Origin of the sequence: Prevotella jejuni (genome assembly GCF_900187995.1) — a bacterium.
Lineage (GTDB): Bacteria > Bacteroidota > Bacteroidia > Bacteroidales > Bacteroidaceae > Prevotella > Prevotella jejuni.
In genome coordinates this window covers 22,949-49,494 of record NZ_FZNZ01000013.1, presented here as the reverse complement: position 1 = coordinate 49,494, position 26,546 = coordinate 22,949, and the positions used below count along the sequence as shown (strand labels likewise).

Sequence of the window (26,546 nt, the reverse complement as noted above, 5' to 3'; positions counted from 1 at the left end):
TAGAGATTATGGCACTTGTACTTTATTAATAATTTCACTTATAATCTTCTCGGTAGTAAGGTCAGCAGCCTCAGCCTCGTATGATAGTCCTATTCTATGACGTAGCACATCATGAGCCATAGCACGCACGTCTTCAGGGACAACATAACCACGATGCTTAATAAAGGCGTATGCCCGACTTGCCTTTGCAAGATTAATACTTGCACGCGGACTACCTCCAAATGTCATCATCTGCTTCAATTCTGGTAACTGATAACGTTCTGGATAACGCGTAGCGAATACTATATCTGCAATATATTGCATTATCTTTTCATCAATATATACATCCTTAACTACACGACGAGCCTCAAGAATCTCATTGGCACTAACGACAGGATGCACAACAGGCATACTCTCTTGAAGGTTCTCACGTATAACAAGTTTCTCCTCTTCTATCGTAGGATAGTCTATAACAACCTTTAACATAAAGCGGTCTACTTGTGCCTCTGGCAGCATATAGGTTCCCTCCTGCTCTATTGGGTTCTGAGTTGCCATAACAAGGAAAGGATTAGGAAGTTCAAAGGTAGTCTCACCTATAGTAACTTGATGTTCTTGCATTGCTTCCAACAAAGCACTCTGAACTTTCGCTGGAGCTCGATTGATCTCATCTGCAAGCACAAAGTTAGCAAACACAGGACCCTTCTTTACATGAAAAGCCTCATCCTTTTGTGAGTATATCTGCGTACCAATAACATCTGCAGGTAAAAGGTCTGGAGTAAACTGAATTCGACTATAACGAGCATCTATGAGCTGTGATAACGTTTTAATTGCAAGCGTCTTTGCTAAACCTGGTACTCCTTCAAGGAGAATATGACCATCACTGAGCAGTGATATTAATAATGAATCTATCAGATGTTTTTGCCCAACAATGACTTGATTCATTCCCGTCGTCAAGTTGGTAACAAATGTACTCTGTCTTTCTATCCGCTCATTTAACTCTCTAATATCAATAGATTCTGCCATTATCTTACGAATTATTATTGTACTATTATATTCTTATTCTATTAGTCGCAAAAGTACAACATAAATGCGGATGAAGCGAAGAATAGTGTCTAAATTATATTAAAAAGAGGGTGTGTCAAAATGCAAATATCATTTTGATAATCTTACAGTTTGAAACAATCCAATAAAAAATGACCATTTCTATACTCGATTTTGAGTAAAGAAATGGTCTTTTCTTTGCCTTTAGAAGAATCCTACTTATAGATTGAAAGTTGTCAAGTTATTAATTTGCATTTTGACACACCCTCTTTTCTACATAATCACACCTGCGCAAGGTGGTTATAATTTTATATAAAACAACGAAACTTTACCTATTCCTATACTCGGGTCTTAATTCAACCTTAGGTACTTTCATTGTATCACCAGCTTGCATTGTCTTACAACCATTAAGTACTTGGAAATAGCCAACCATATCTGCACCAAGCGTCTTGCGGCTATATTTCTCCATTGTTTCACCCTTCTTCAATACAACAATGCGGTCTATACCAACAATGTTATATGCCCCATAACGGATACGAGCGTCATGGTTTAGTGCTGCAAACGACTCTGCATCAGATGTTTCTTTCTTTTCTAATACCTTCTTAGCTTTAGTCTTACTAACTGTATCTGCTGGAACCGTTTTTGTTCCAAGTGAAGGGTTATCTTCTTTCTTACTTGTTTGTTCCGCAACATCAGTCGACGTTTTCCTTACTTCTTTATTACCTATTCGTGTCCAAAGGAAAATACCAAGACATACAATTACAAGGAAAGCTATCAAGGCAACCTTCTTTAATGTACCATTTGCAGAGCTTTCCTCATCACCATCATCTTCATTTGACAGCTTTGAAGGCTCTTCCTGCTTAGAAAGATTTGCAACATCTGCTACATTCTCGTCCTGCGAAGGTTCTTCTCTCTGTGGGTCTTCTACAACTTCATTGCTAACTTTCGGTGATTCTGACTGTTTTGAATCTTCTCCAACTCCTTCATTAATAATCTTCGAAGGCACCTCCTGCTGTGACTGTTCTACAACTATCGGATTATCATTCAAAGGAGGTTCTTTCTGTTCAGCTGGTTTCTTTGAATTAGTTTGTTCTACTTTAGAAACCTCCTCAGCCCATTTCACAGCAGCATCAACCGTCTCTTCTTGTAACACATCTTCGATTTCATCTTGTGTCGAAGGTTGTTCGATTACTGTTGAGAGATTTTCGTCTTTTAGTAAAGAAGGTTCTTCATCAGCTTCATTTGAATAACTTACTGTGCTCAAGTTGTCTTCAATAACCTTCTCTACTGGCAGAGACTCTTTTTCTACATGCTGGTTCGTCTCTTTAGCAAGCTCCTTCTCTCTGTCTTTTTCCTCACTAATACTATCTGATTGTACATCTGTAATAGTAGTAGTTGAAGTCTCATTTGTTGCTTCAGACTTTACCTCTTCTGAACTATCCTCAACAGGAACACGTTCTAACTCTTCTGTATTAACACCATCATTAATAACAACAGTTTCAAACTGTGAGAATGGCTTGTTGACAAGTTCTTTCATGACAGCGTCAGGAGTGAACGTAATCTTATCATGACCTTCAATAAGTACACGCTCACCTGTATTAACGTTTACGCTCTCACGAGGTTTAACGGATTGAACCTTAAAGGTACCAAGTCCTTTAATCTTAACTTGATTACCATTCTTCAGTTCCTCACTTACTATATTGAAAAAGGCTTCAACAAAAGTAGTCGCCTCTACAGCAGATAGGTTGAAATCCTTAGCCAATCCGTTAGCTATAAGTTGTATTGTCGTCTTAGCCATTTTCCGTACCTCCCTTTCTTACGTGTCCTTTTATTGTTGCTGCAGGTTTGAAATTAAGAACCAACTTAGGAGGAACCAACATACGCAAACCAGTAGAAGGATTGACCATCACACGCTCCAGTCGTTTCTTTACTTCAAACGTACCAAAACCAACCACAGGAACAGGCTCTCCTGATTCGAAGGACTTACCCATCAAATCAACAATAGCTTTCGCCATCTTTTGACTTTCATCCTGTGTGTATCCAGTCTTTGCTGCTAATGTAGCAATGAATTCTTTATTGTTCATCCTGTTTTCTCCCTATATTCAAATTCAGAATTATTAGCCTACTACCTTTTTACTCAACAACCTCACCAAAAAGGTCGAACTCATCGGAGTTTGTTATATGTACATTATAGAATTTACCAACTCGAAGAGATTTACCTTTGGATGATATCAAGACTTCTGGGTCTACTTCTGGCGAGCAGAACTCTGTTCGTCCAATGTAGTAATCACCTTCTTTACGGTCTATAATAACCTTAAAGGTCTTACCAACTTTTTCTTCTTCCAATTCTTCAGAAATACCTTGTTGAATAGCCATTAGCTCATCAAGGCGAGCCTGCTTAACATCCTCTGAGACATCATCTTTATAATGATTTGCACTATAGGTACCTTCTTCTTCCGAATAAGAAAAAGCTCCCATACGCTCAAAGCGAGCTTCGGTAACAAATTCTTTTAATTCTTCAAAGTCCTCATCTGTCTCACCAGGGAAACCAACAAGTAGCGTCGTACGAAGATGTATTCCTGGCACTCGACGCCGTATTTCTGCTATTAAATCGAGTGTTTCTTGCTTAGTAACATGCCTATGCATACGGTCAAGCATGTGATCAGAGATATGCTGAAAAGCTATATCTAAATATTTACAGACATTTGGTTTCTCTGCAATCACATCAAGCAGGTCGAGTGGGAATTGATTAGGATAAGCATAATGTAAGCGTATCCACTCTACTCCCTCTATATCAGCCATCCGAGAGATAAGCTCTGTAATATGATGCTTACCATCAAGGTCAACACCATAGTAAGTTAACTCCTGTTCTATTATCTGAAATTCCTTTACTCCTTCGGCTACAAGTCCTTTCACTTCCTCCAACACTTCCTCTACAGGACGTGAGCGATGCCGACCCGTTATCAAAGGAATAGCACAATAAGCACAATGCCGATCGCAACCTTCAGCAATCTTAACATAAGCATAATGACGTGGTGTTGTTAGATGACGCACACCATTACATGCAGGCACATCAGCTTTCCCAAGATCTGTCAGCAGTTGTTTATAATTAAACTTACCATAGAACTTATCTACTTCTGGTAATTCTGCTTCAAGTTCATCTTTGTAACGCTGTGAGAGACAACCCATCACATAAAGTTTATTGAGTTGTCCATTCTTCTTTCTATTGATAAATTCAAGGATTGTATTGATACTCTCCTCCTTTGCGGCTTCGATGAAACCGCACGTATTGATAACAGCAATCTCACCCTGTGGACGCTTTGAGTCATGCGTACAATGGTAGCCGTTTGCTTCAAATTGTTTCATGATAAGCTCTGAATCTACAAGATTCTTAGAGCATCCCATTGTAACTATATCTATCTGATTTTTCTTCATTTGTTCTTTGGTTTGGTGATGGGTGTCGCGGGGTAGGTGTTGATGAATTGTAGGAATATAATATCAATTCATCAACACCTAACATTTATCACCTAACACCCTATTTAAATAGGCTATCAACAAACTGCACCTTATCAAAGAGCTGCAAGTCTTCCATACCTTCACCTAAACCAATATATTTAACAGGAACCTTCAATTGGTCACTGATACCTATCACAACTCCACCCTTAGCTGTCCCATCGAGTTTTGTGATAGCAAGTGAGGTAATCTGTGTCACGGCAGCAAACTGGCGAGCCTGCTCAAAAGCGTTCTGACCTGTACTACCATCAAGTACCAAAAGTACCTCATGTGGAGCTTCAGGAACAACCTTCTTCATGACATCTTTAATTTTCTTCAGCTCGTTCATCAAGCCAATCTTATTATGCAAACGACCAGCTGTATCAATAATAACTACGTCAGCACCATTTGCCTTCGCACTTTGTAATGTGTCAAAAGCCACACTTGCTGGGTCTGCTCCCATCTGCTGCTTCACCACTGGCACCCCTACACGGTCACCCCATATCTGAATCTGTTCAACAGCAGCAGCACGGAAGGTATCTGCTGCACCAAGATAGACTTTCTTCCCAGCCTGCTTAAATTGCCAAGCAAGCTTACCTATCGTTGTGGTCTTACCAACACCATTTACTCCTACAACAAGTATTACGTATGGGTGTGTCCCTTCTGGTAGTGTCCATTCGCCATTGTCTCCTGTATTGTTTTCTGTCAGCAATGCGGTTATCTCGCTTTTGAGAATACCGTTCAGCTCGCTTGTTGAAACATACTTATCGCGAGCAACACGCTCTTCAATACGATGAATAATCTTGATAGTTGTGTCCACACCTACATCCGATGTAACAAGAATCTCTTCAAGGTCATCTAAGACTTCATCATCTACTTTTGACTTTCCTGCCACTGCACGTGCCAGTTTTGAGAACACATTTTCCTTTGTCTTCTCAAGTCCTTTGTCAAGTGTTTCTTTTTTTTTCTTACCGAATAAACCGAATAATCCCATATAATTAGCTAATTTGTTGCAAAGATAATAAAAAGTTGACGAAAAAGCAAATTTGCTTTACAACACAATGAAATTTAGTTTTATCCTACAAATATTTATGTTACAATTTAAGTTTTTTAGTCAAATTATAGTCTTCCTTACGACAAAAACCTGCATCAGAGTTCACCTTCTATTGACATATTATTGTTCACCACTTATCGCACGAGGGCCTGACGCCTTACTTTATGATGAAATATAAAGTAACATTCAATGGTTATTAGAAATACATTTTATTACTAAGGACAAAGGATACAGGTTTATTCAAAACGAAGTATTCACCTTTCTTCAGATAGTAATATTCGCAAGTAAGCATTCCTTATACGCTAAGAAATGCTTACTTATAATACTATTAACAATCTCCTTAATATATTTACTAAAAGTATCTTACCACACATGTTTATAACATACTAATAGTCAAAGATATGATAACAAAGCTTTCAAGTAAATCTATCGATGTTTATGTTTTATATACCAACTATGGATGAATGTATCATAGAGTATCAAAGAGGCTGCTAAAATACCAAGGCAAACCCATAAGACAAGCGGTTGCTCAAGATGGAATAAACCGTAAGAAAAAACCAAGCCTATACCTATACCTGTTTCCCATGCGAGTAGGAAAGTACTCTGACTGGTTCCGCGCTGACAATGGTCAGACATCTTTATAAAGAAAAGTAAGAATCGGCTTCCTATCAATCCTACGCCCAAACCAACGAGAATAGGCACAATATAACTAACACTCTCCTGCCTGCGCGTTATCATCAATAGTACAGCAATACCAATAACTATCATCCCTGTCGTTGCTTCACTGCGGAGATCAGCATCAGCAAACACAAAACGCTCTGCAAGAATAGCAATCACAAAACCCAACATCATCATCCCGTAAAAACGTGGAGTATGTTCAATGCTTAAAAGAACTCCTACTACAGATGTGACAAGGACTACATTGACAAAAAGCCAATGGCTCCCCTTTAATAGGAATCGGTCGAAAGAAAAGCGGGAATAATCCTCACTTGGCATACGGAATGGGAACCTGATTAGATTGACAAAGACAAAGGCTACAAGTAGACAAATACATGACAAGATGAGTACAGAACCAAAGTTCATCGACTGATATACGTAGATTCCAGCCAGCGGACCAAGAGAGAGGGCAAAACGCCCAAACCATGTCGCTGCATGATTAGCCTCTGTTCTGTGTACAGCTTCTACTGTATCAATTATCAACGTACTAAGTAGCACCAGTTGCGAGAGTCCATAGAAGGCTCCTTGCATAAAACGAAGACCAACGAGTAGCATGTAATCGAAGGAATTATAAGGTAGACTACTCAGATAATAAAGTACACCTGTAACGGCTAAGAGCAATAATATTGAAAGATTAAACACATTCTTGCGACGATAGCGTTGAACAAGATAGCCGGAAAGGCTACCGAAAAGGTAGATTCCAATGAAGAACACTCCCATTACCAAAGCTATCTGTAATATTGAATATCCCCTAACCTCCATACGCAAAGGTATGGTAGCTACCAGCATATAGGAAGACATAACTAACAAGAGATTGGCCATTGCTAATAACCAAAAGTGCTTATTCCACAACCGAACGTGAACGGGTATGTTTTGAGTATCCATACTATATTACCCAGAATTTATCGTTATAAGTTATAACATGAAATATGTGACGCTTGCTTACATGGAGTTAAGCAAACAGAACAGTATTAACTTAACTTTTTATTCAGACTTATCTATTTAATAAATCATGACCTTTAATCATAAATTTTCCCTTTAATCAGTTTTTAATAAGACTCTGACTCTGAAGGGAAACTTACTTCTTTCACACACTTAATATACTCTTGTACGCCCTCTGTCATACATTTGTTCACATTCGCAAAATGGCGGAGAAACTTTGGCTTAAAACCTTGTGTCATACCAAGCGCATCTGCATAAACAAGGACCTGACCATCGGTACCATACCCAGCACCTATACCTATCGTTGCAGCTTTGACCATTGAGGTCACTTTAGTAGCCAGAGCTGCAGGCACCTTCTCAAGAGTAATAGCACTAACACCTGCTGCGTCAAGGGCAAGTGCATCTTCTATTAGCTTCTCAGCCTCAGCATCATCTTTTGCACGAAGACCATAACCACCAAACTTATGGATGCTTTGAGGAGTAAGGCCAAGGTGGCCTATAACAGGAATACCTGCTGCTACTATTCCTCTAACAGTGTCAGCAATCTCCTTACCCCCTTCCATCTTGAGCGCACCAGCACCTGTCTCTTTGATAATACGGATAGCATTACGGATTCCATCTTCACGGCTCACTTGATAAGAACCAAATGGCATATCACAAACAACAAGGCAGCGCTGACACGCACGAACAACAGAACGTGCATGATAAATCATCTGATCAATGGTTATAGGCGTAGTGTCTTGATTACCAGCCATCACGTTTGAGGCTGAGTCACCAACAAGGATGCTATCAATACCAGCAGCATCTATAATCCCTGCTGTCGTGAAATCGTATGCAGTCATCTGGGTTATCTTTTCGCCAGAAGCCTTCATTTCCAATAATGTCTTTGCTGTTACTTTCTTCTTATCTGTTGTTAAATATCCCATAATCTATCTTTCATTCAAACTCCAAGACTATTTGTCTGAATTTGCCGACCGTCATCAATACGCTCGAACATTGTTTTTTGTTTTGGGATGCAAAGTTACCTCTTTTTAATGGTCTGACAAAGTAAAACCATCATAATTACTAATTACCTCCTTTGTAAAGGGTTCTATCTCAGCGACAGAGTTGGTTGTTGCAAGCCCTATCACACGTGCTCCAGAGGCAATACCAGAACGTAAGCCGTTGAAACTATCCTCAAAAACAACACAGTCCTTAGGCGACACTCCAAAACGAGCAGCTGCCTTGAGATAGCAATCAGGTGATGGTTTACTCTCATCAAAGTCTTCTGAGGTGAGTATCTCATCAAAATATCCCTTAAATTCTGGGTGCTGTTTGTAAACATTCTGCATCTTCTCGAGGTTAGAACTTGTCACAACCGCTGTCTTTATACCTTTTCTTTTAAGTTTATCAATAAAAGACTCAAAACCAAGTATATAGTTATAAGACATGTGACGTTCGTACTCATTCAATAACCGAACAATCTCTTTTTGTGCATCAACGTCATCAGCAAAGTATTTATCAAATATCTGCACCAATGTTTGACCCTTAATAATATACTCGAAGTTAGGCACATTAGGGCGAAAGTTCTTCCCTATATTATTCCAAAATAACGTATATAAAGGTTCTGTATCAAATACTACTCCATCCAAATCAAACAGACATGCTTTTACCATAATTGCTCATTAATTATTAAATATATAATGCAAAGTTACAAAACTTTTCGTAACTTTGTAGCCTATATATGATGAAGAATTTATTTATAAGATTTGGGTTCTTAGCCATCCTATTGTTCTTGATGAGCAGTTGTGGGCATAAATCAACAACACCAAAGAGGTTGGATATACCCACAGGTGTGGTTTCTGTAGATACCGTAGCTCATCCTTCAGAAGCTATACAATGTCATGTTCACGTTGAGTTTGCTTATCTTAAAGGGAATAAATACGCTGTTGCCAATGACTCTCTACTTAGGATGGGCCTTTTACAGCCAGACTATTTCGCTATTAATTATGATAAGCTTACGCCTCAAAAAGCCATCCCTACGTTTGTAAGGCAGTATATTAAAGACTATATAGAGATTGCACAGCTTATTCGTCAAAGGGAGAAAAGCAAGAGCCAGCTCATCGGTGAACTATCTATCAAGACTGAGCTGAGGGCTTCAATAGACAACTATGTAACTGCTCTCTCCCATATCTCCATTAATAATGGTAATGGACAATTAACGAAATACACGATTGTTCGTAACTTCAACATCAAAGATGGACACATTACCACACTCCAAGAACAATTCGGTAAAGACTATAAAGAGAAACTAACAAAGGAAATCATTGAGCGAATAGCCGACCAAGAAGACCTTGAGGAAGATGACCTTACAGGGCTACAAGCTAAAGGCTATTTTACAGGGATTGCCCCTTATCCTTCTGATAACTTCATCCTTACAGATGACTCTACGGTGTTCATCTATACTCCAGGTGAGATTAATCAGAAGGAGGTCAGGGTGGCTATCGATAATTAACTTGCTCTTTACTTTCCACCACACTCCCCATATACGAAGAATATGATTGAACTAATAAAGAAATACTTCCCCCATCTCTCTGCTAAACAGATAGAACAGTTCACAGCACTTGATGCACTCTATCATGATTGGAATAGTAAGATTAATGTCATCTCACGCAAAGACATTGATAATCTCTATGAGCATCACATCCTTCACTCACTTGCTATTGCCAAGTATATCACTTTCCGTGAGGGTACCAACGTGCTTGACTTTGGGACTGGTGGGGGCTTCCCTGGTATTCCTCTCGCTATTTTCTTCCCAGAAGCCAACTTCAAACTCATTGATGGAACAGGCAAGAAAGTAAGGGTAGCACAGGAAGTTGCTGATACTATTGGGCTTGAGAATGTCCTTCCAGCACACTTGCGTGGAGAAGAGGAGAAAGGTAAGTTCGATTTCATTGTGTCACGTGCTGTTATGCCATTGCCCGACTTGATGAAGATTGTAAAGAAGAATATTGCACCCGATCAACACAATACTTTGCCCAATGGTGTCATTGTTTTAAAAGGTGGAAACCTCAACGACGAATTGAAACCATACAAGAAGATTGTCGAGAAGACGGAACTCTCACAATGGTTTGACGAAGAGTGGTTTAAGGAGAAATACCTCATTTACGTACCAGGATAACCCTCTCCGCACACTTGAAAGTGTTATACTACTCAATTATCACCATTTCTTATCCACATTATCACTTATGCTTAAAATCCAGACTTTCGAGGTTAATCCTCTTCAAGAGAACTGTTACGTAGTCAGCGATGAGACCAAAGAATGTGTCATCATAGACTGTGGCGCACTTACTGAAAGTGAACAAGACGCTATCATAGCGTATATAAAGAAAGAGGGACTCACTCCTGTTCATAATCTTGGTACTCACGGACATCTTGATCACCACTTTGGAGACGCCATCATCCTTGCTACTTATAATCTTCAACCAGAAGTTTCTGAGGGCGACGCAGTGTTTATGAACAATCCAAAGCAGGCTGCAGCGCAGATGCTTGGGATGGAATTAGGCCATGATTTACCAGCTGGTGAGTTAAAGCTAACCGAAGGACAATTAATAGAATTCGGTTCTCATACCTTAAAAGTCATGCGTACTCCGGGACACTCTGGTGGTTCTGTATGTTTCTATTGTGCGGAAGAAGAGGTCTTGTTCACGGGTGACACATTATTTAAAGGGAGTATTGGCAGAACAGACTTCCCTGGTGGTAGTATGTTCCAGATTATAAGTAGTCTTCGAGAACTCGCACAGCTTCCCGATACAACAGTCGTTTATCCAGGGCACGGTCCGCAGACTTCTATAGGTTTCGAGCTTGCTCACAACCCTTATATGGACCGATAAAACGGATATCAACCAATTCCTAAAAATGAAAGCAAGAAGTTCACAACCCGAAAAGATACTACTCGGTATCGACCCTGGCACAAATGTCATGGGTTATGGAGTGTTGCGTGTCTGTGGGAATAAGGCTGAGCTTGTTGTTATGGGGGTCATTGACATGCGCAAGGAGAAAGATGTCTACCTCCGTTTAGGCAGGGTTTTCGAGCGTGTAACGGGTATTATAGACGAATACTTACCCGATGAGGTTGCTATCGAGGCGCCCTTCTTTGGAAAGAATGTACAGTCAATGCTTAAACTGGGACGTGCACAAGGGGTGGCCATTGCAGCAGCTATCAACCATGATGTACCTATACAGGAGTATGCACCACTGAAAATAAAGATGGCAATAACAGGTAATGGCTCCGCTTCTAAGGAACAAGTAGCTGGCATGCTACAAAAGCTTCTACATCTAAGGGATGACCAGATGCCCCATTTTATGGATGCTACTGATGCCGTTGCAGCTGCTTATTGCCATTTCCTTCAGATGAATAGACCGGCAACAGACGCTAAACACTATGGCTCTTGGAAAGATTTTGCACGCAAGAATGCGGACAGAATAAGGTAAACAGGGGCTTCACACTGGTTATAGCTACGTCAAGATATAGCTGTGCCTATAATACTCCAAAGACTTCAATAACGTCATAGACATAAAAAGAAAACAACACAAGACTTTCAATATCAAGCGTATGAAAAATAAGATGATAGCCCTTTCCTTATTTCTTGCATCCGTTCTTACAGTTAATGCCCAGCAAGAGCGTGTGTCGAAGCAACTATATACAAGTGCGTATAAGATTGCTACCGATAGTAAAGAGGATGTCAACGTCCGCAAGGCTGCTTCCTTCAAAGTTGATGCAATCACCTATCTTAATACTCGTACACTGTCTGCTATCGTTGATACAACAAAGCAGTTATCTAACAAGGAGATTGCTCATCTCAACGCTCAACTTGACTCAATGGCATATTATATGCACGAATATGTCAATCTCTTTACAAAGGAGTATGCACGTGCCGACAAGCAAAAGCGAAAAGAACAGGTGCTTAAGATATTTCGTAATGCCAGCATCAACCATCCTCTCTACAACGATCCTGACAAGAGTCTTGTCTTAGTTTACTTCAATAGTGAGGACTATCTTACTCAATTCTCCCTTGATACTGACTGGATAGCAGCACTTGCAGAGGTGAAGAAGAAGTTGGCCGAGTAGTATAAAATCAATGTTTTAAGATACATAACAATGCAAGACGAACAATTAAAATACCCATTCGAGGAGAAATTCAAAGAAGACTTAGCTACTTATCTACAAGGGAAAGACCTTGTAGACATGATGTTGCCAGACATTGCCGACATGGAGGAGAAGTGGTTAGGGATTGCTGAAGCTTACTTACCAGACGGTATGCGAGAGTTTGCAGACTACCCTACTGTGTCTCTTGGATGGATGATGTACATCGGTATGGCCATTGCCAAGTATTGGGATGAGGATTGGGAGTTATATAATAAGGTGGAAAATCTATACAACTATCTGCGCGATCGCATTGACTACGACCACATGGACGACTACATCTGTGAGAAGGTATTGCTCCTTACTGCCGACGAGCACAAGACACTTGCAGATATGGTAGGTAAGTGTGCAGCACGAACAAATAGCTTACTCCGCCATCTTCCGATTGCTCCTGGTAGTAAAGATGCCTTTCAAGCCTACTTGGCTGCTCTCCATCAGCTTTACTTCATGGGTGCAGCCATGCAACTAAAACGTATGGGTTATCACATGACAAAGATATAGTCATCGAACAAAACTTATCTTGTTCACCATAATGATAGTGCTGATTAATAAACACATTCATCCTAAAATGGCGATGGACAGCTTACTAAACATCAGCACTATGATACCCTTCCTACCCTTTTTTGTCCTTGTACGGAGGATTAGTATATGTTATGCAGAGACAAACCTCTCACAGTGCCAACAAACAAAACAGATACTCACTCGCACATGTATGTAAACTCACAGAGGGCCTTGCGACTGACAGAAGATAGCACACTTTCGCTAATAATAGTATTAACGTCCGTGATGTCTGCCGCGCGCAAGGCCTTCTGCGAGTTCCACTCGTATGCAAAAACCTGTGTGATTCTATGAGAGAAAAAGTCGGTTTATTACCATTCCCAGTATATTAATATGAAAATAGTAATAACCACACCACTCTACAAAAGAGTTAACAACCTCGTAAAGAATCATTACATCACAACAAGATAATTGCCCTCTAAGAAAGGGTGTAACATCATCTACAAATGAGTTGATAACTCACAATAAATCAGCACATTACATACTACGTTAAAGAAGACGCCTTTCTTGCTTCAAGAAGGGCGTCTTCTACATGCAAGAAGGGCATGTTCTTGAATACAGACAGGCCTCTTCTATGAGCCTAAACAGCATGTGTTAGGTTCAAGAAGAGCGAAAAATGTTTACGAGCTATCGAGGAGTTAGAGGGATAAAAGGGAGTAAAAGGAGTTTAGACAACACAATCCATCCTATCCACTCCTACCTTTTACAACCCGCTTAGTCCTCTCCTTCTTACAAAATAGAATATAAGGAGACGCATTGGATACTACTATTTTTCATGGAGTAGAATGTAGACAAACTTGTTGAATACGACTTTCCACCACAGAACGGCATATAAATAGGAGCGTTGAATACAGTCCAAGGGGATATAATAGAGGGACAACAAATCACTGAATTACCTTTATTAGAGGCAATATCCACATAGTATTATCCTCTCAACAGCAGTCGTATAGGGATAACCTCACTAACCACTCCCCTCACTTGGGGGGAGGGTTAGGGGGAGGGACAGCTACTTCTACATTATTACCTATTAGAAGTACTCCTCCTGTATACCGTTTACATTAATTGTATCGGCAGTTTGACAAGGATTAAACTTAGCTGGCATGGTGAACTTAGTGCTCTGGCTATACCCTAAACGCTTGTCGGCATAAACACGTTGCATATAGTAAGCCCATACAGGCAAAGCCATTGTAGCACCTTGACCCATAGAGGTATGATCAAAATGGATGTCACGATCCTCACCACCTACCCAGCAACCACTTACCAAGTTAGGCGTAATACCCATGAACCAACCGTCTGCGTTGTTATTCGTTGTACCCGTCTTTCCACCCATGTCGGCCGTGAGATGGTAAGCATAACGCAATCGGCTACCTGTTCCACCTTGGATAACAGCACGCAACATATCAATCATCTGATAAGAGCTAACCTCTGAGATAACCTCAGTCATCAATGGTTGGAACTTAGCAATCACGTTACCATGACTATCTTCTATCTTTGTTACGAACAATGGTGCACAACGGATACCACCATTGGCAAAGGTGGTATAGGCACTTGCCATCTCTCCAACAGATGCTTCACAAGGTCCGAGACATAACACCGGACTCGTGTTCTTATCAATATCTGGGTTGTTCAATCCGAAGTCATGTAAGATATTCACAAATTGAGAAGGCCCTAAGAGGTTGATTAGATAGGCTGATATCCAGTTGTTTGACTGCTGTAAAGCCCAACGCAAAGGCACTTCTTGACCATAACGAGCACGTGAACCATTACGAGGAGTCCACCCACCATAAGTGCGCTGAACGTTCGGTGCAAGTGTACATGGAGTCATACCATTCTGCATTGCAAGTGCATAAAGGAACGGCTTGATGGTAGAACCAACCTGACGACGACCTCCCATGACAACATCATACTTGAAGTGTTGATAGTCGATACCGCCTACGTAAGCCTTAACAGCACCCGTATGTGGGTCCATACTGACGAAGGCAGAACGCAAGAACGACTTATAATAGCGGATAGAGTCAATTGGAGTCATCACCGTATCTACATCACCATGATAGGTAAAGATTGTCATTTCGTGCGGTGTTTGGAAACTACGCCTAATCTCATCAGGTGTAGCACCCTGCTCTTTCAGCCGCTGATAACGCAGTGTCTGCCGACAAGAGCGATTGAGAATCTCCTTTATTGTACGACGAGAGATATTTGATGAGAATGGAGCATTCTTCTTATAACGCATTGCAAGATTAAACTGTGACTGCAAATATCCGCCTACATGCTTGCGAACAGACTCTTCAGCATACTGCTGCATACGGGTATCAATCGTTGTATAGATACGCAAACCGTCAGTATTAACATTATAAGGTTCGCCATTACGTTTCGTATTCTTATTACACCAACCATATAGTGGGTCTTGCTCCCAAGCGATAGAGTCGAGTACAAACTGACGATTTTGCCATGCTTGATAATCCTCACGTACAGGCTTCTTAGCCATCATATACTGTCGAAGATATGCCTGGAAATAGTCGGCCGCACCGCTAACAGGCTTTGCTTTAGTGAAGTGTAAGCCCAATGGACGTTGTGACAACTCGTCGTATTCAGCCTTCGTAACATAACCAGACTTAACCATCTGCATCAAAACAACATTGCGACGCTGCTTACAACGTTCTGGGTAACGAAGCGGATTGAACATAGATGGATTCTTACAAAGACCCACCAACATAGCAGCCTCCGTCACTGTCAACTTACGAGGTTCCTTATTAAAATACACATTTGCAGCTCGCTTGATACCAACAGCATTATGTAGAAAGTCGAAGTAATTGAAATACATGGCAAGTATCTCTTCTTTCGTAAAGTGGCGTTCGAGCTTTACAGCGATGATCCACTCGATAGGCTTCTGCAAAAGACGTTCCACTGTGCTATGCGCTTTCTCGGAGAACAACTGCTTAGCAAGCTGTTGTGTAATCGTTGATCCACCACCCGCACTTGCTTGTCCCATCACTCCGCGCTTCACAACAGCACGTCCAAGTGCAATGAAGTCAACACCTGAATGTTCATAAAAACGCTCATCCTCAGTAGCGACGAGAGCATGAACAAGATGCGGTGATAAGCCGTTATAGTCGATTGCTACACGGTTATTATTATCCGCATTCCATGTTCCGATGAGCTGTTGATCAGATGAATAGACCTGCGAAGCAAACTTATCTATAGGGTTAGACAATTCATCCATATTAGGCATATACCCTACCCAACCATTCCAAACAGAGATGAAAAATACGGTAATAACACCCAATATAGCAAGGAGCGAGCCCCAAAGGAAATGTACAAAATGTCTTCTCATAACGTTGTGAAAATATTATGCAAAGATAAACTAAATCAATGGATAAGCAAAATAAATAGATGTTTTTTTATAATAGATAGATATTTCCCTTTTTATCGTTCGTTGGATAGGAAATAATAATGTACCTTTACCACCAGAAAAAGAACTAAAACATCACAAAACAAATATGGAAAAGCATAACTTTGTGAATATCCAAGGGTTGGAACGTGACCAGTTGCTCTATCTTATTGAGATGGCTCAGGAGTTTGAGAAACACCCAAATCGTGAGTTACTCAAGGGGAAAGTCATCGCAACACTATTCTATGAGCCTTCTACACGAACCCGACTTAGTTTTGAAACAGCCGCTAACCGACTCGGTGCACGCGTTATTGGCTTTACCGATGCCAAGGTGTCAAGTGTCAGTAAAGGGGAGACATTGAAAGATACGATACTCATGGTTTCAAACTATGCTGACGCTATTGTCATGCGACACTATATAGAAGGTGCAGCACAGTATGCGTCGGAGGTGGCACCTGTGCCTATCATCAACGCTGGTGATGGTGCACATCAACATCCTTCACAATGCTTACTCGACCTCTATACTATCTATCAGACACAAGGGACACTGGAGAATCTAAACATATACCTTGTGGGTGATTTGAAATATGGTAGGACTGTTCACTCTCTCCTTATGGCTATGCGTCATTTCAATCCAACGTTTCACTTTATTGCACCGAAGGAACTCGCTATGCCAGAGGAGTATAAGGTTTACTGCCACGAGCATAACATCCGCTTCGAAGAACACGAGGATTTCACACCAGAAGTGATTGCGAATGCAGACATCATCTACATGACGCGTGTACAAAAAGAGCGTTTCTCTGACTTGATGGAATATGAGCGTGTGAAGAACGTCTATATTCTTCGCCGTGATATGCTTGCTTTGGCACGTACAAACATGAAGATTCTTCATCCGCTTCCACGTGTGAATGAGATTGCATACGATGTCGATGATAGTCCACATGCCTACTATATTGAGCAGGCTCGCAATGGTCTCTTTGCCCGTGAAGCTATCTTCTGCCATTGCCTTGGAATATCAATGGAGGAGGTAAAAAACGATAAAACGATTCTTGAATAAGTACTTAATAAAGGTTATGAACATGGGTAAATTAAAGAGAGGTACGTTTGCAGCATTGTTGTTCGTTCTTTTGTCTACCATATTCAGCTGTAATAAGTATACAGATGATGACCTTCACAGGGTAACCATGAACTGGACATCGGACTATACTGGCGACCCAAGGAATATAACTGTTCCTGCTAATGGGGGAACCTACAAGTTGGTATGCACCAGCTATCCAACCTTAAGGTTTGCAAGTATGGTTGTTGAAGAATCTGCAGCACAATATGGGGATAAGGTCATCAGCACCGGTATGGTAGGGAGATGGTACACAGCAGAATTAACAGGCAACACACTCACGATTACCATTGAGCCTAACACCACTGGTAAAGTTCGTAAAGTAAACTTTTGGCTAAGGTCAGATGATGCCATCGATAGAGTTAGCATAACCCAAGAAAAATAAAAACATACTCATAATGCCTATGAGTGAACAAAGAAAACAGCCCACGAACACCCTGTCAGGCATACCTTTCAACAGAGGAGACAGAGTGAGGCTTATATGATTATGTCAAAGAAAGAACGTCTGGTAGCTGCCATTGAAAGCGGCACAGTTATAGACCATATCCCAGCAGAGAAGACTTTTCAGGTTGTGAACCTACTACAGCTCCAGAAGCTCTCCACACCTGTCACTATCGGTTTCAACTTCTCATCGAAGATGGTAGGCACAAAGGGAATCATCAAAGTGAGCGATAAGTTCTTCACTGATGATGAGATTTCTCGTCTGTCGGTCGTGGCACCGAACGTGGTGTTGAACATCATTAATAACTATGAAGTGGTAGAGAAGAAGAAGGTGGTGACACCGGACGAGCTTCGGAGCATTGTGAAATGCAACAATCCAAAGTGCATTACTAATAACGAACCAATGGACACCATCTTCCATATAGTGGACAAGGAACATGGTATTCTCAAGTGTCATTACTGCGACAAAGAGCAGGAAATGGATAAAGTGGAACTTGTTTAGTTGGCAAGGAGATGGGTAAACAAGTTTATTGATAGACGAGGGAATGAATAAGAAGTAGGCGAGTCGCTTATTTTAAGAGGGTAGTTCTATAAAATAATTAGCTGTATATTAGCTATTTACTTATCATGGTTAAAGCTAAAGAAGACACCCTCCTTTATACCTCTAAAACTTGTTTTCTCTATCAGAACACAATCAACATCGAATTATTTTCATGAAAAGAAATATTTATTTACGTGACTGAAAATATTTCTTTTCATGAAGATAAATATTTCTCATCATGATGAAAAAAAACGACGAACTTAGTAGATGCATTGAGAAATAAGCACTACATACCCTATAAACCTACATTTCATGATGCTACAAATAGGTTTTCTCATTTTTTTTTCGTACATTTGCAAGCATGGTATAAGGATGTTTTTCATTCGTTTATAGACATGTAATAGAATCTTAAATGGATAATAAGAGTGCAACTTTAGAGTTAGGAACGAAGCCTGTAGGTAAACTATTGGTACAATATGCATTCCCTGCTATCATTGCGATGATAGCTGCCTCGCTCTATAACATTATAGACAGAATATTTATCGGACAGATAGTTGGTCCAATGGCAATATCTGGTTTGGCCATAACTTTCCCTTTTATCAACCTCGGAGCAGCCTTTGGAGCAGCCGTAGGAATAGGTGCATCGACATCTATCAGTGTTAAGTTAGGTCAGAGAGACTACAAAACAGCAGAGAACATCCTTGGTAACACGATAACACTGAACTTGATTATAGGAAGTTCCTTCGGTATAATATGCCTCATCTTCCTCGACCCCATCCTGCGCTTCTTTGGTGCAAGCGATGCCACCATCCCATACGCTCGTAGCTTCATGAAGGTTATCTTAGCTGGTAATGTAATCTCTCACATGTACTTTGGAATGAATGCTGTACTCCGAGCTGCGTCAAAACCACGACAAGCCATGACGGCTACCATATTCACTGTATTGATGAATATAGTGTTAGACTTTATCTTTATCAGACTTTGGGGATGGGGAATTCGTGGCGCTGCATTCGCTACTGTCTTATCGCAAGCATTAGCTTTATGCTGGCAGATGAAGCAGTTTACGAATAAAGATGAGATACTACACCTTAAACGAGGAATATATCGTCTTAAAAGACACTTGGTTGAGAACATCATTTCGATTGGTATTTCTCCATTCTTGATGAATGTTTGTGCCTGTATAGTGGTTATCTTCATGAATAATCAACTTGTTAGATACGGTGGCGATATGGCTGTTGGAGCATTCGGCATCGCCTATAGTATAGCGATGATCTTCGTCATGTTCATCATCGGTTTAGACCAAGGTATGCAGCCAATAGCGGGCTATAACTATGGTTCTCAGCAGAATGACAGATTGATGCGAGTACTGAAACTGACTATCTTTGCCGCAACGGGGATTATGGTTACAGCTTGGCTAATAGCCCATTTAGCTCCACAATACTGCGCACGCATGTTTACCACGGACCCAGAACTAATTCAACAAGCTATCAAAGCAATTAAGATAAACATGATGATGTATCCTATTGTAGGATTTCAAATGGTTGTAACTAATTTCTTCCAGTGTATTGGTAAGGTAAAGATAAGTATCTTCTTGTCACTCTCTCGCCAACTACTATTTCTTATCCCACTCCTTATCATCCTACCGAACTTCTTCGACTTAGATGGTGTGTGGGCTTCGCTGCCTTCAAGTGACTTCTTAGCATCATTAGTTGCGGCCATCATCCTTGTTACTTATATGCGGCGGATGAAGAAACAACTGGTGAACAATCAAAACTCAGAATCATAATAAAGAATCTAAAGATGGAAAAGGAACTAATCATAAACGTTGGTCGTCAGATAGGTAGTGGTGGCCATATCATTGCAAAGATGCTTGCAGATGAGTTCGGATGTCAATACTATGACCGTGAGATACTCAATATTGCAGCTAAGGAGAGTGGCTTCTCTGAGAAGTTCTTTGAGCAAAATGATGAGCAAAAGGGATTTATGAAAGGACATTTCCACATACATCTCCCGCTCTTAGGAGACAATGACTTTTATAGGAGTAATTTCTCACAAGAAAGTCTATATCAGTTCCAAAGCGATGCTATTCGGGAGATGGCAAAGCAGAACCCACGCTGTGTATTTGTCGGGAGAACTGCCGACTATGTCTTACGTGACAATCCTAACACGGTCAATATCTTTATAACAGCTTCATTAGACACCCGTATTACTAACGTATGTGAGCGACGCGGATGTACGAAAGAAGAGGCTCGAAAGTTTATTGAGAATGGTGAGAACGAACGTGCTAAGTATTATAACTACTACACAACAAAGGTTTGGGGACATGCAGAAAGCTATGACCTCTGTATTGATGCCAGCATACTTGGCTTAGAAAAGACCAAGGACTTGATAGCTGATTTCATCAGAAAGAAGAACAGTTAATGAAACGTATTGGTATAATCTCTGATACCCACGGCTACTGGGATAATAAGTATGAATACTATCTTGGCAATTGTGACGAGATATGGCACGCTGGTGACATTGGCTCATTAGAGGTTGCTGATAAGTTCGAAGCCATGAAGCCCATCTTCCGAGCCGTATGTGGGAATATAGATGACAATACTCTGCGTGCTCGTTATCGGGAGATTCTACGCTTCAAGTGCGAGAATATTGATGTACTCCTTAAACATATCGGAGGTTACCCAGGTCGTTATGACCGCTCAGTACAGGGTATGCTATTTGCTTCCCCGCCCAACTTGTTCGTTGACGGACATTCTCATATCCTCAAGATACAGTTTGATAAGACATTAAACCTACTTCATATTAATCCTGGTGCAGCTGGTCTACGTGGATGGCACAAGGAAAGAACACTGGTGAGGTTAACCATTGAGGGCAATAAATTTACTGATTGCGAGGTTATAACATTAGGTAATAAACAATCTGAACATATATAATACTCCTCTGAATTATAGTGGTCTTAGACGTTACATACAATAAAGACTATTAAAACTTACCCATAAGAATAACAAACAAATTAATAACAAAGATATGAAAACTTATTTAGTAACTGGTGCTGCCGGCTTTATCGGAGCAAACTACATTAAGTATCTACTTCATAAGAAGTATGTGAATGAAGAAATTAAGGTTATCGTCCTCGATGCACTTACATACGCAGGTAACCTCGGTACTATCAAAGATGATATCGACGATGAGCGTTGTGTCTTTGTAAAAGGAGACATTCGTGATCGCGAACTTGCCGATAAACTCTTTACTGAATATGATATCGACTATCTCGTAAACTTTGCTGCAGAAAGTCATGTCGACCGTTCTATTGAAGACCCACAGTTGTTCCTTTCAGTTAATATCCTCGGTACACAGAACCTTTTAGACGCTGCTCGTCGTGCATGGGTGACAGGTAAAGACGAGCAGGGCTACCCTACTTGGAAAAAAGGTAAACGCTATCACCAAGTTTCAACAGATGAAGTATATGGTTCATTGGGGGCAGAAGGCTACTTTACAGAGCAGACCCCACTCTGTCCACACAGCCCTTATTCTGCCAGCAAGACCAGTGCGGACCATTTTGTAATGGCTTATCATGATACTTATCACATGCCTGTCAGCATTACACGATGCTCTAACAACTATGGTCCTTACCACTTCCCAGAGAAGTTGATACCATTAATTATCAACAATATCCTCGAAGGTAAGAAACTACCAGTATATGGTGAAGGATTGAATGTACGCGACTGGTTGTATGTAGAAGACCATTGCAAAGCTATTGATATGGTTGTACGTGAAGGACGCGAAGGCGAAGTCTACAATGTTGGTGGTCATAACGAAATGAAGAACATCGACATCGTTAAGCTCACTATCAAGACTATTCATGATATGATGGCAGCAGACAAGAACCTCCGTACAATCCTTAAGAAGCAGGTGAAAGACGCAAATGGCGATATCGACATCAGCTGGATTAATGAAGAGTTAATCACACATGTCCCTGATCGTTTAGGCCATGATGCACGCTATGCCATTGATCCAACAAAGATTAAGAATGAGTTAGGTTGGTATCCAGAAACGATGTTTGCGGATGGTATCGTTAAGACTATCCGTTGGAACTTAGAGCATCAAGACTGGATACAAGAGGTTACTTCTGGTGATTACCAAAAGTACTATGACATGATGTACACCAAGAAAGGTAGATAATATAACCAACTAAAATATAATCCTACACCCTCGTCTATCCATAAGACAACAAGGACGAGGGTGTTAATCCTCCTCACAATCAAAACGTAGACAATATCTCTTCACATGAAAAAAATCTTGTTATTAGGCTCAGGCGAACTGGGCAAGGAGTTCGTTATTGCGGCTAAACGTGCTGGACAGTACGTCATTGCTTGTGATAACTATGAGAACGCACCAGCCATGCAGGTAGCTGATGAGTCTGAAGTAATAGATATGCTTGATGGTACAGCACTTGATGCTATTGTCGATAAGCACAAGCCTGACCTCATCATTCCAGAGATAGAAGCGATCAGAACAGAACGCTTGTTCGATTATGAAGAGCGTGGAATACAGGTTGCTCCATCAGCACGTGCCGTGAACTTCACGATGAATCGCCGTGCTATACGCGACCTCGCAGCACGTGACTTAGGGTTGAGAACAGCTAAATACTTCTATGCCAAGACTTATGAAGAGTTTAGGACAGCAGCCGATGAGATTGGTTTTCCATGCGTTGTAAAACCTTTGATGAGTTCAAGTGGGCATGGGCAGAGCTATGTTCACAATGATGAAGAACTCGAAGAAGCGTTTAAGAATGCGATGGATGGCGCACGTGGCGATGTGAAGGAGGTGATTATTGAGGAATTCATAGACTTTGAGAGCGAGTTTACCCTGCTCACTGTGACACAGAAGGACGGTCCTACCCTCTTCTGCCCACCTATCGGACACATACAGAAAGGTGGCGACTACCGTGAAAGCTGGCAACCATACGCTATCTCAGAAGAGGCTTTACGACAAGCAGAGCATATTGCCAACGAGGTAACACGTGCTCTTACAGGATACGGTATATGGGGAGTTGAGTTCTTCCTAACAAAGAAGGGGGAAGTAATCTTCTCTGAGCTATCACCTCGACCACATGATACTGGTATGGTCACATTGGCTCACACAACCAATTTCAACGAGTTTGAGCTTCATTTCCGTGCTGTTATGGGATTTCCAATCCCTGCTATCCACCTTGAACATGCAGGTTGTTCAGCTGTTATTCTATCTCCTACAGAGAGCAACAAACCTCTGTCTTACAATCTAATAGAAGCTTGCAAAGAAGACAGGACACGCCTACGTATCTTCAATAAACCTATTGCTCATGTCGGACGACGTATGGGTGTAGCACTCTGCTATGGGGAGGTTGGCACCGATATGGATGCACTTCGTGATAAGACTAAGCGTGTTGCTGCAACCGTATTAGGTACAGATTCCTATATGAAGAAGTAAAAGACGATAAGTCAAAAGACTGTAAGAATGAACGAAACAGAAACTTCAATAGGAAAGATTATCTCTTTGCAAAAGATAGTTGACCCACGTGGCAACCTCTCTCTTGCTGAGGCAATGAAAGACATCCCCTTTAACATCTCTCGAGTATATTGGACATACGATGTGCCATCAGGCGCTTGCCGTGGTGGTCATGCCCATAAACACTGCCGAGAGTTCATCATAGCTGTTAGCGGATCCTTTACTGTTACGCTCGATGATGGACGTGGTAAGCAATCTTTCCTACTGAATCATCCCTATCAAGGGCTCCTTGTCAACACAGATATATGGCGTTCGCTCGACGATTTCTCTTCGGGGGCTGTATGTCTCGTCTTGGCCGAAGACCCTTTCGATGAGGGTGATTATATTCGTGATTATAAGGAGTTTCTTAATTATATAAGTATTAAGAAGAAATAAGAGAAGCCCCACCAAATTGGCCTAAGAACACCTTTCTGACGTTTAATGCTAATATATAATGATTGAGGTAAAGCAATATACGCAAAAACAAGCGCAAGAGTGGAACGACTTTATAGAGCAATCTCGACAAGGAACATTCCTCTTCAATCGTTCTTATATGGATTATCATGCTGATAGATTTCAGGATGCTTCGTTGATGATTTACCGTAAAGAACAACTCTATGCACTCTTACCTGCTAACCGTTTAGGCGATACACTTTACTCTCATCAAGGGTTAACTTATGGTGGACTTATAACAAAGAAACAGGCTACTACAGCAGAGATTTGCGAGGTATTTATTAGGATTAATGAATATCTTTACCATTCTGGAGTACAAAGAGTTATCTATAAACCTACGCCATGGATATACCATTGTTATCCTGCCGAGGAAGATCTCTATGCGCTAACATATATTTGTCATGCGCAGCTAACGGCTCGTGACATATCAAGTACAATTCCACTCGATTCACTTATGACGTTTGGAAAGGACCGTAGGAGAGGAGTTAGGAAAGCAACACGTGCTGGCGTGACAGTTCGGGAGAGTCAGGACCTTGCTACTTTTTGGGATATTCTCGATAAGAACCTCACCAATAAGTATGCTATTCACCCTGTACATTCCCTTGAAGAGTTAACTTTACTCCACAGTCGGTTCCCTAACTCGATTAGACTATTCATGGCTTACAATGACAAAGGGATTGCTATTGGGGGCACTATCATCTATGAGATGCCACAAGTCGTTCATACTCAGTATATCTCAGCATCCCCAGAAGGGAAAAGACTTGGGGCCATCGACCTCCTCTTTGACTATATTCTTAATGACGTCTATGCCAATCATAAAGGCTTCTTTGACTTTGGTAAGAGCACAGAAGAGGAAGGGAAGATTCTTAATACGACACTTATTTTCCAAAAAGAAGGCTTTGGAGGGCGAGGAGTATGCTATGATTGTTATACGTGGGAAACACGTTCTGTCATAGAATAATTCGAGTAATCCCACAACATCAAACCTTCCTTTATAAAAGCATAAACATGATTGATTACCTCTCACTTCAAAAGATAACAGCCTTGCATGAGGCAGAGATGACTGCTGCTGTTAATCAGGTACTACGCTCAGGATGGTATCTGCAGGGGGAGTGTACGACATTGTTTGAAAGAAAATACGCACATTATATTGGTACGGAGTACTGCGTAACCTGTGGTAACGGACTTGATGCACTGTGCCTTATCCTCCGTGCTTATAGGGAATTAGGACTGCTTAAAGAAGGAGATGAGGTCATCGTTCCAGCCAATACTTACATAGCGACAATCCTTTCCATCACCGAGAACCGCCTTACCCCTATCCTTGTTGAACCCGATATCAACTCTTTAGAGATTGACAGTGAGCTGATTGAGCAAGCTATCACACCTCGCACACGTGCCATCATGCTTGTTCACCTCTATGGAAGATGTGCCTTCACTCCTTTCATCAGCGACCTCTGTAAGCGTCATAACCTCCTACTACTTGAAGACAACGCACAAGCTCATGGTTGTCACTACGGAGATAAACGGACAGGAAGCCTTGGTCACGCAGCCGCTCACAGCTTTTATCCAGGTAAGAACCTCGGTGCCTTGGGGGATGCAGGGGCTGTGACAACCAATGACGAACAGTTGGCACAGACAATCAGAAGCCTTGCCAACTATGGTTCTACACGTAAGTATGAGTTTACTTTCAAGGGTCGGAACAGTCGTATAGACGAAGTTCAAGCTGCTGTGTTGAACGTGAAACTACCCTATCTCGATGGTGAGAACCAACGGAGAAAACATATTGCTAAGACATACTACGACAATATTAACAACCCACAAATAACCCTCACAGAGGATAAGGACAGGGATAATGTGTATCACATCTTCCCCATCTTCTGCCCTACTCGCAACCGCTTGCAGCAATATCTAAGGCAGAATGGCATTGGAACAATGATACACTACCCCATTCCACCCCATCAGCAACAAGCATATAAGGAATGGAACGACCGACATTATCCTATCACAGAGCTCATTCATCAGCAAGAGCTCTCCCTTCCTTGTAACCCCACAATGACTGATGAAGAGGTCTATCAGGTTGTTGAACATATCAATAAGTATCAATAAAACTAAATC

26 protein-coding genes are annotated in these 26,546 nt (G+C 41.1%); 17 read left to right on the top strand and 9 right to left on the bottom strand.

From position 1 onward, the window contains the following. Window positions 1–6: 6 nt before the first annotated feature. The 8 genes from CHB62_RS06420 to CHB62_RS06385 form a co-directional block, all read right to left on the bottom strand. Window positions 7–1,002: an AAA family ATPase gene (locus tag CHB62_RS06420; protein ID WP_009010657.1), complete on the bottom strand. Its 996-nt coding sequence runs from the start codon at window positions 1,000–1,002 to the stop codon at window positions 7–9. A gap of 346 nt (window positions 1,003–1,348) precedes the next feature. After that, complete coding sequence (locus CHB62_RS06415; protein ID WP_089366166.1) at window positions 1,349–2,818, bottom strand: HU family DNA-binding protein; 1,470 nt, start codon at window positions 2,816–2,818, stop codon at window positions 1,349–1,351. Then, window positions 2,811–3,104: an HU family DNA-binding protein gene (locus CHB62_RS06410; protein WP_089366165.1), complete on the bottom strand. Its 294-nt coding sequence runs from the start codon at window positions 3,102–3,104 to the stop codon at window positions 2,811–2,813. Before CHB62_RS06410 ends, CHB62_RS06415 begins: the two co-directional genes overlap by 8 nt. 49 nt (window positions 3,105–3,153) lie before the next feature. After that, window positions 3,154–4,455 carry a 30S ribosomal protein S12 methylthiotransferase RimO gene (rimO, locus tag CHB62_RS06405; RefSeq protein ID WP_089366164.1) on the bottom strand — a complete coding sequence of 434 codons (1,302 nt, stop codon included), beginning with the start codon at window positions 4,453–4,455 and terminating at the stop codon, window positions 3,154–3,156. Between the two features lie 100 nt (window positions 4,456–4,555). Beyond that, the gene (gene ftsY / locus CHB62_RS06400; protein ID WP_009010653.1) at window positions 4,556–5,506 is read right to left on the bottom strand and encodes a signal recognition particle-docking protein FtsY; all 951 of its coding nucleotides are present in this window, start codon (window positions 5,504–5,506) and stop codon (window positions 4,556–4,558) included. Window positions 5,507–5,992: 486 nt separating this feature from the next. Next, window positions 5,993–7,168: an MFS transporter gene (locus tag CHB62_RS06395; protein ID WP_089366163.1), complete on the bottom strand. Its 1,176-nt coding sequence runs from the start codon at window positions 7,166–7,168 to the stop codon at window positions 5,993–5,995. A gap of 164 nt (window positions 7,169–7,332) precedes the next feature. Then, the gene (panB, locus tag CHB62_RS06390) at window positions 7,333–8,151 is read right to left on the bottom strand and encodes a 3-methyl-2-oxobutanoate hydroxymethyltransferase (protein ID WP_089366162.1); all 819 of its coding nucleotides are present in this window, start codon (window positions 8,149–8,151) and stop codon (window positions 7,333–7,335) included. 105 nt (window positions 8,152–8,256) lie between these two features. Then, window positions 8,257–8,880: an HAD family hydrolase gene (locus tag CHB62_RS06385; protein ID WP_089366161.1), complete on the bottom strand. Its 624-nt coding sequence runs from the start codon at window positions 8,878–8,880 to the stop codon at window positions 8,257–8,259. Window positions 8,881–8,948: 68 nt separating this feature from the next. On the opposite strand from CHB62_RS06385, the gene CHB62_RS06380 reads away from it, so the two are divergent. From CHB62_RS06380 to CHB62_RS06355, 6 genes are all read left to right on the top strand, one after another. After that, window positions 8,949–9,719 carry an RsiV family protein gene (locus CHB62_RS06380; protein ID WP_176414849.1) on the top strand — a complete coding sequence of 257 codons (771 nt, stop codon included), beginning with the start codon at window positions 8,949–8,951 and terminating at the stop codon, window positions 9,717–9,719. 42 nt (window positions 9,720–9,761) lie between these two features. Next, a complete protein-coding gene (gene rsmG / locus CHB62_RS06375) occupies window positions 9,762–10,385 on the top strand; it encodes a 16S rRNA (guanine(527)-N(7))-methyltransferase RsmG (RefSeq protein ID WP_089366160.1) in 624 nt (207 codons plus the stop codon). A 67-nt stretch (window positions 10,386–10,452) separates the two neighbouring features. Further along, on the top strand, window positions 10,453–11,097 hold the full coding sequence (locus tag CHB62_RS06370; protein ID WP_089366159.1) for an MBL fold metallo-hydrolase: 645 nt from the start codon (window positions 10,453–10,455) through the stop codon (window positions 11,095–11,097). A 25-nt stretch (window positions 11,098–11,122) separates the two neighbouring features. Next, on the top strand, window positions 11,123–11,698 hold the full coding sequence (gene ruvC, locus CHB62_RS06365; RefSeq protein ID WP_009010645.1) for a crossover junction endodeoxyribonuclease RuvC: 576 nt from the start codon (window positions 11,123–11,125) through the stop codon (window positions 11,696–11,698). A 121-nt stretch (window positions 11,699–11,819) separates the two neighbouring features. Next, on the top strand, window positions 11,820–12,335 hold the full coding sequence (locus tag CHB62_RS06360) for a hypothetical protein (protein WP_176414848.1): 516 nt from the start codon (window positions 11,820–11,822) through the stop codon (window positions 12,333–12,335). Between the two features lie 30 nt (window positions 12,336–12,365). Then, entirely contained in the window at window positions 12,366–12,911 is a 546-nt protein-coding gene (locus tag CHB62_RS06355) for a hypothetical protein (RefSeq protein ID WP_089366158.1), read from the top strand. Window positions 12,912–13,995: 1,084 nt separating this feature from the next. Here the strand turns inward: CHB62_RS06355 and CHB62_RS06350 are convergent. Then, entirely contained in the window at window positions 13,996–16,299 is a 2,304-nt protein-coding gene (locus CHB62_RS06350) for a transglycosylase domain-containing protein (RefSeq protein ID WP_009010642.1), read from the bottom strand. A 166-nt stretch (window positions 16,300–16,465) separates the two neighbouring features. On the opposite strand from CHB62_RS06350, the gene pyrB reads away from it, so the two are divergent. The 11 genes from pyrB to CHB62_RS06295 all read left to right on the top strand — a co-directional run bounded on the left by pyrB (window position 16,466) and on the right by CHB62_RS06295 (window position 26,537). Next, on the top strand, window positions 16,466–17,413 hold the full coding sequence (gene pyrB, locus CHB62_RS06345) for an aspartate carbamoyltransferase (RefSeq protein WP_009010641.1): 948 nt from the start codon (window positions 16,466–16,468) through the stop codon (window positions 17,411–17,413). Between the two features lie 22 nt (window positions 17,414–17,435). Continuing rightward, window positions 17,436–17,855 carry a BACON domain-containing protein gene (locus CHB62_RS06340; RefSeq protein ID WP_240616307.1) on the top strand — a complete coding sequence of 140 codons (420 nt, stop codon included), beginning with the start codon at window positions 17,436–17,438 and terminating at the stop codon, window positions 17,853–17,855. A 102-nt stretch (window positions 17,856–17,957) separates the two neighbouring features. Continuing rightward, the gene (gene pyrI / locus CHB62_RS06335) at window positions 17,958–18,413 is read left to right on the top strand and encodes an aspartate carbamoyltransferase regulatory subunit (RefSeq protein ID WP_089366200.1); all 456 of its coding nucleotides are present in this window, start codon (window positions 17,958–17,960) and stop codon (window positions 18,411–18,413) included. 451 nt (window positions 18,414–18,864) lie between these two features. Then, complete coding sequence (locus CHB62_RS06330) at window positions 18,865–20,238, top strand: MATE family efflux transporter (RefSeq protein ID WP_089366157.1); 1,374 nt, start codon at window positions 18,865–18,867, stop codon at window positions 20,236–20,238. A 14-nt stretch (window positions 20,239–20,252) separates the two neighbouring features. Next, entirely contained in the window at window positions 20,253–20,873 is a 621-nt protein-coding gene (locus CHB62_RS06325) for a cytidylate kinase-like family protein (protein WP_089366156.1), read from the top strand. Then, window positions 20,873–21,385 (top strand): metallophosphoesterase family protein, encoded by a 513-nt coding sequence (locus CHB62_RS06320; RefSeq protein WP_089366155.1) that lies wholly within the window; start codon window positions 20,873–20,875, stop codon window positions 21,383–21,385. Before CHB62_RS06325 ends, CHB62_RS06320 begins: the two co-directional genes overlap by 1 nt. A 94-nt stretch (window positions 21,386–21,479) precedes the next feature. Further along, window positions 21,480–22,634 carry a dTDP-glucose 4,6-dehydratase gene (gene rfbB, locus CHB62_RS06315; protein ID WP_089366154.1) on the top strand — a complete coding sequence of 385 codons (1,155 nt, stop codon included), beginning with the start codon at window positions 21,480–21,482 and terminating at the stop codon, window positions 22,632–22,634. A 105-nt stretch (window positions 22,635–22,739) separates the two neighbouring features. Then, a complete protein-coding gene (gene purT, locus CHB62_RS06310; protein ID WP_089366153.1) occupies window positions 22,740–23,921 on the top strand; it encodes a formate-dependent phosphoribosylglycinamide formyltransferase in 1,182 nt (393 codons plus the stop codon). 27 nt (window positions 23,922–23,948) lie between these two features. After that, window positions 23,949–24,374, top strand: coding sequence for a sugar 3,4-ketoisomerase (locus CHB62_RS06305; protein ID WP_089366152.1), 426 nt, complete (start codon window positions 23,949–23,951; stop codon window positions 24,372–24,374). Between the two features lie 58 nt (window positions 24,375–24,432). Next, window positions 24,433–25,392, top strand: coding sequence for a GNAT family N-acetyltransferase (locus CHB62_RS06300; RefSeq protein ID WP_089366151.1), 960 nt, complete (start codon window positions 24,433–24,435; stop codon window positions 25,390–25,392). A gap of 47 nt (window positions 25,393–25,439) precedes the next feature. Then, a complete protein-coding gene (locus CHB62_RS06295; RefSeq protein WP_089366150.1) occupies window positions 25,440–26,537 on the top strand; it encodes a DegT/DnrJ/EryC1/StrS family aminotransferase in 1,098 nt (365 codons plus the stop codon). The last annotated feature ends 9 nt before the right edge of the window (window positions 26,538–26,546 follow it).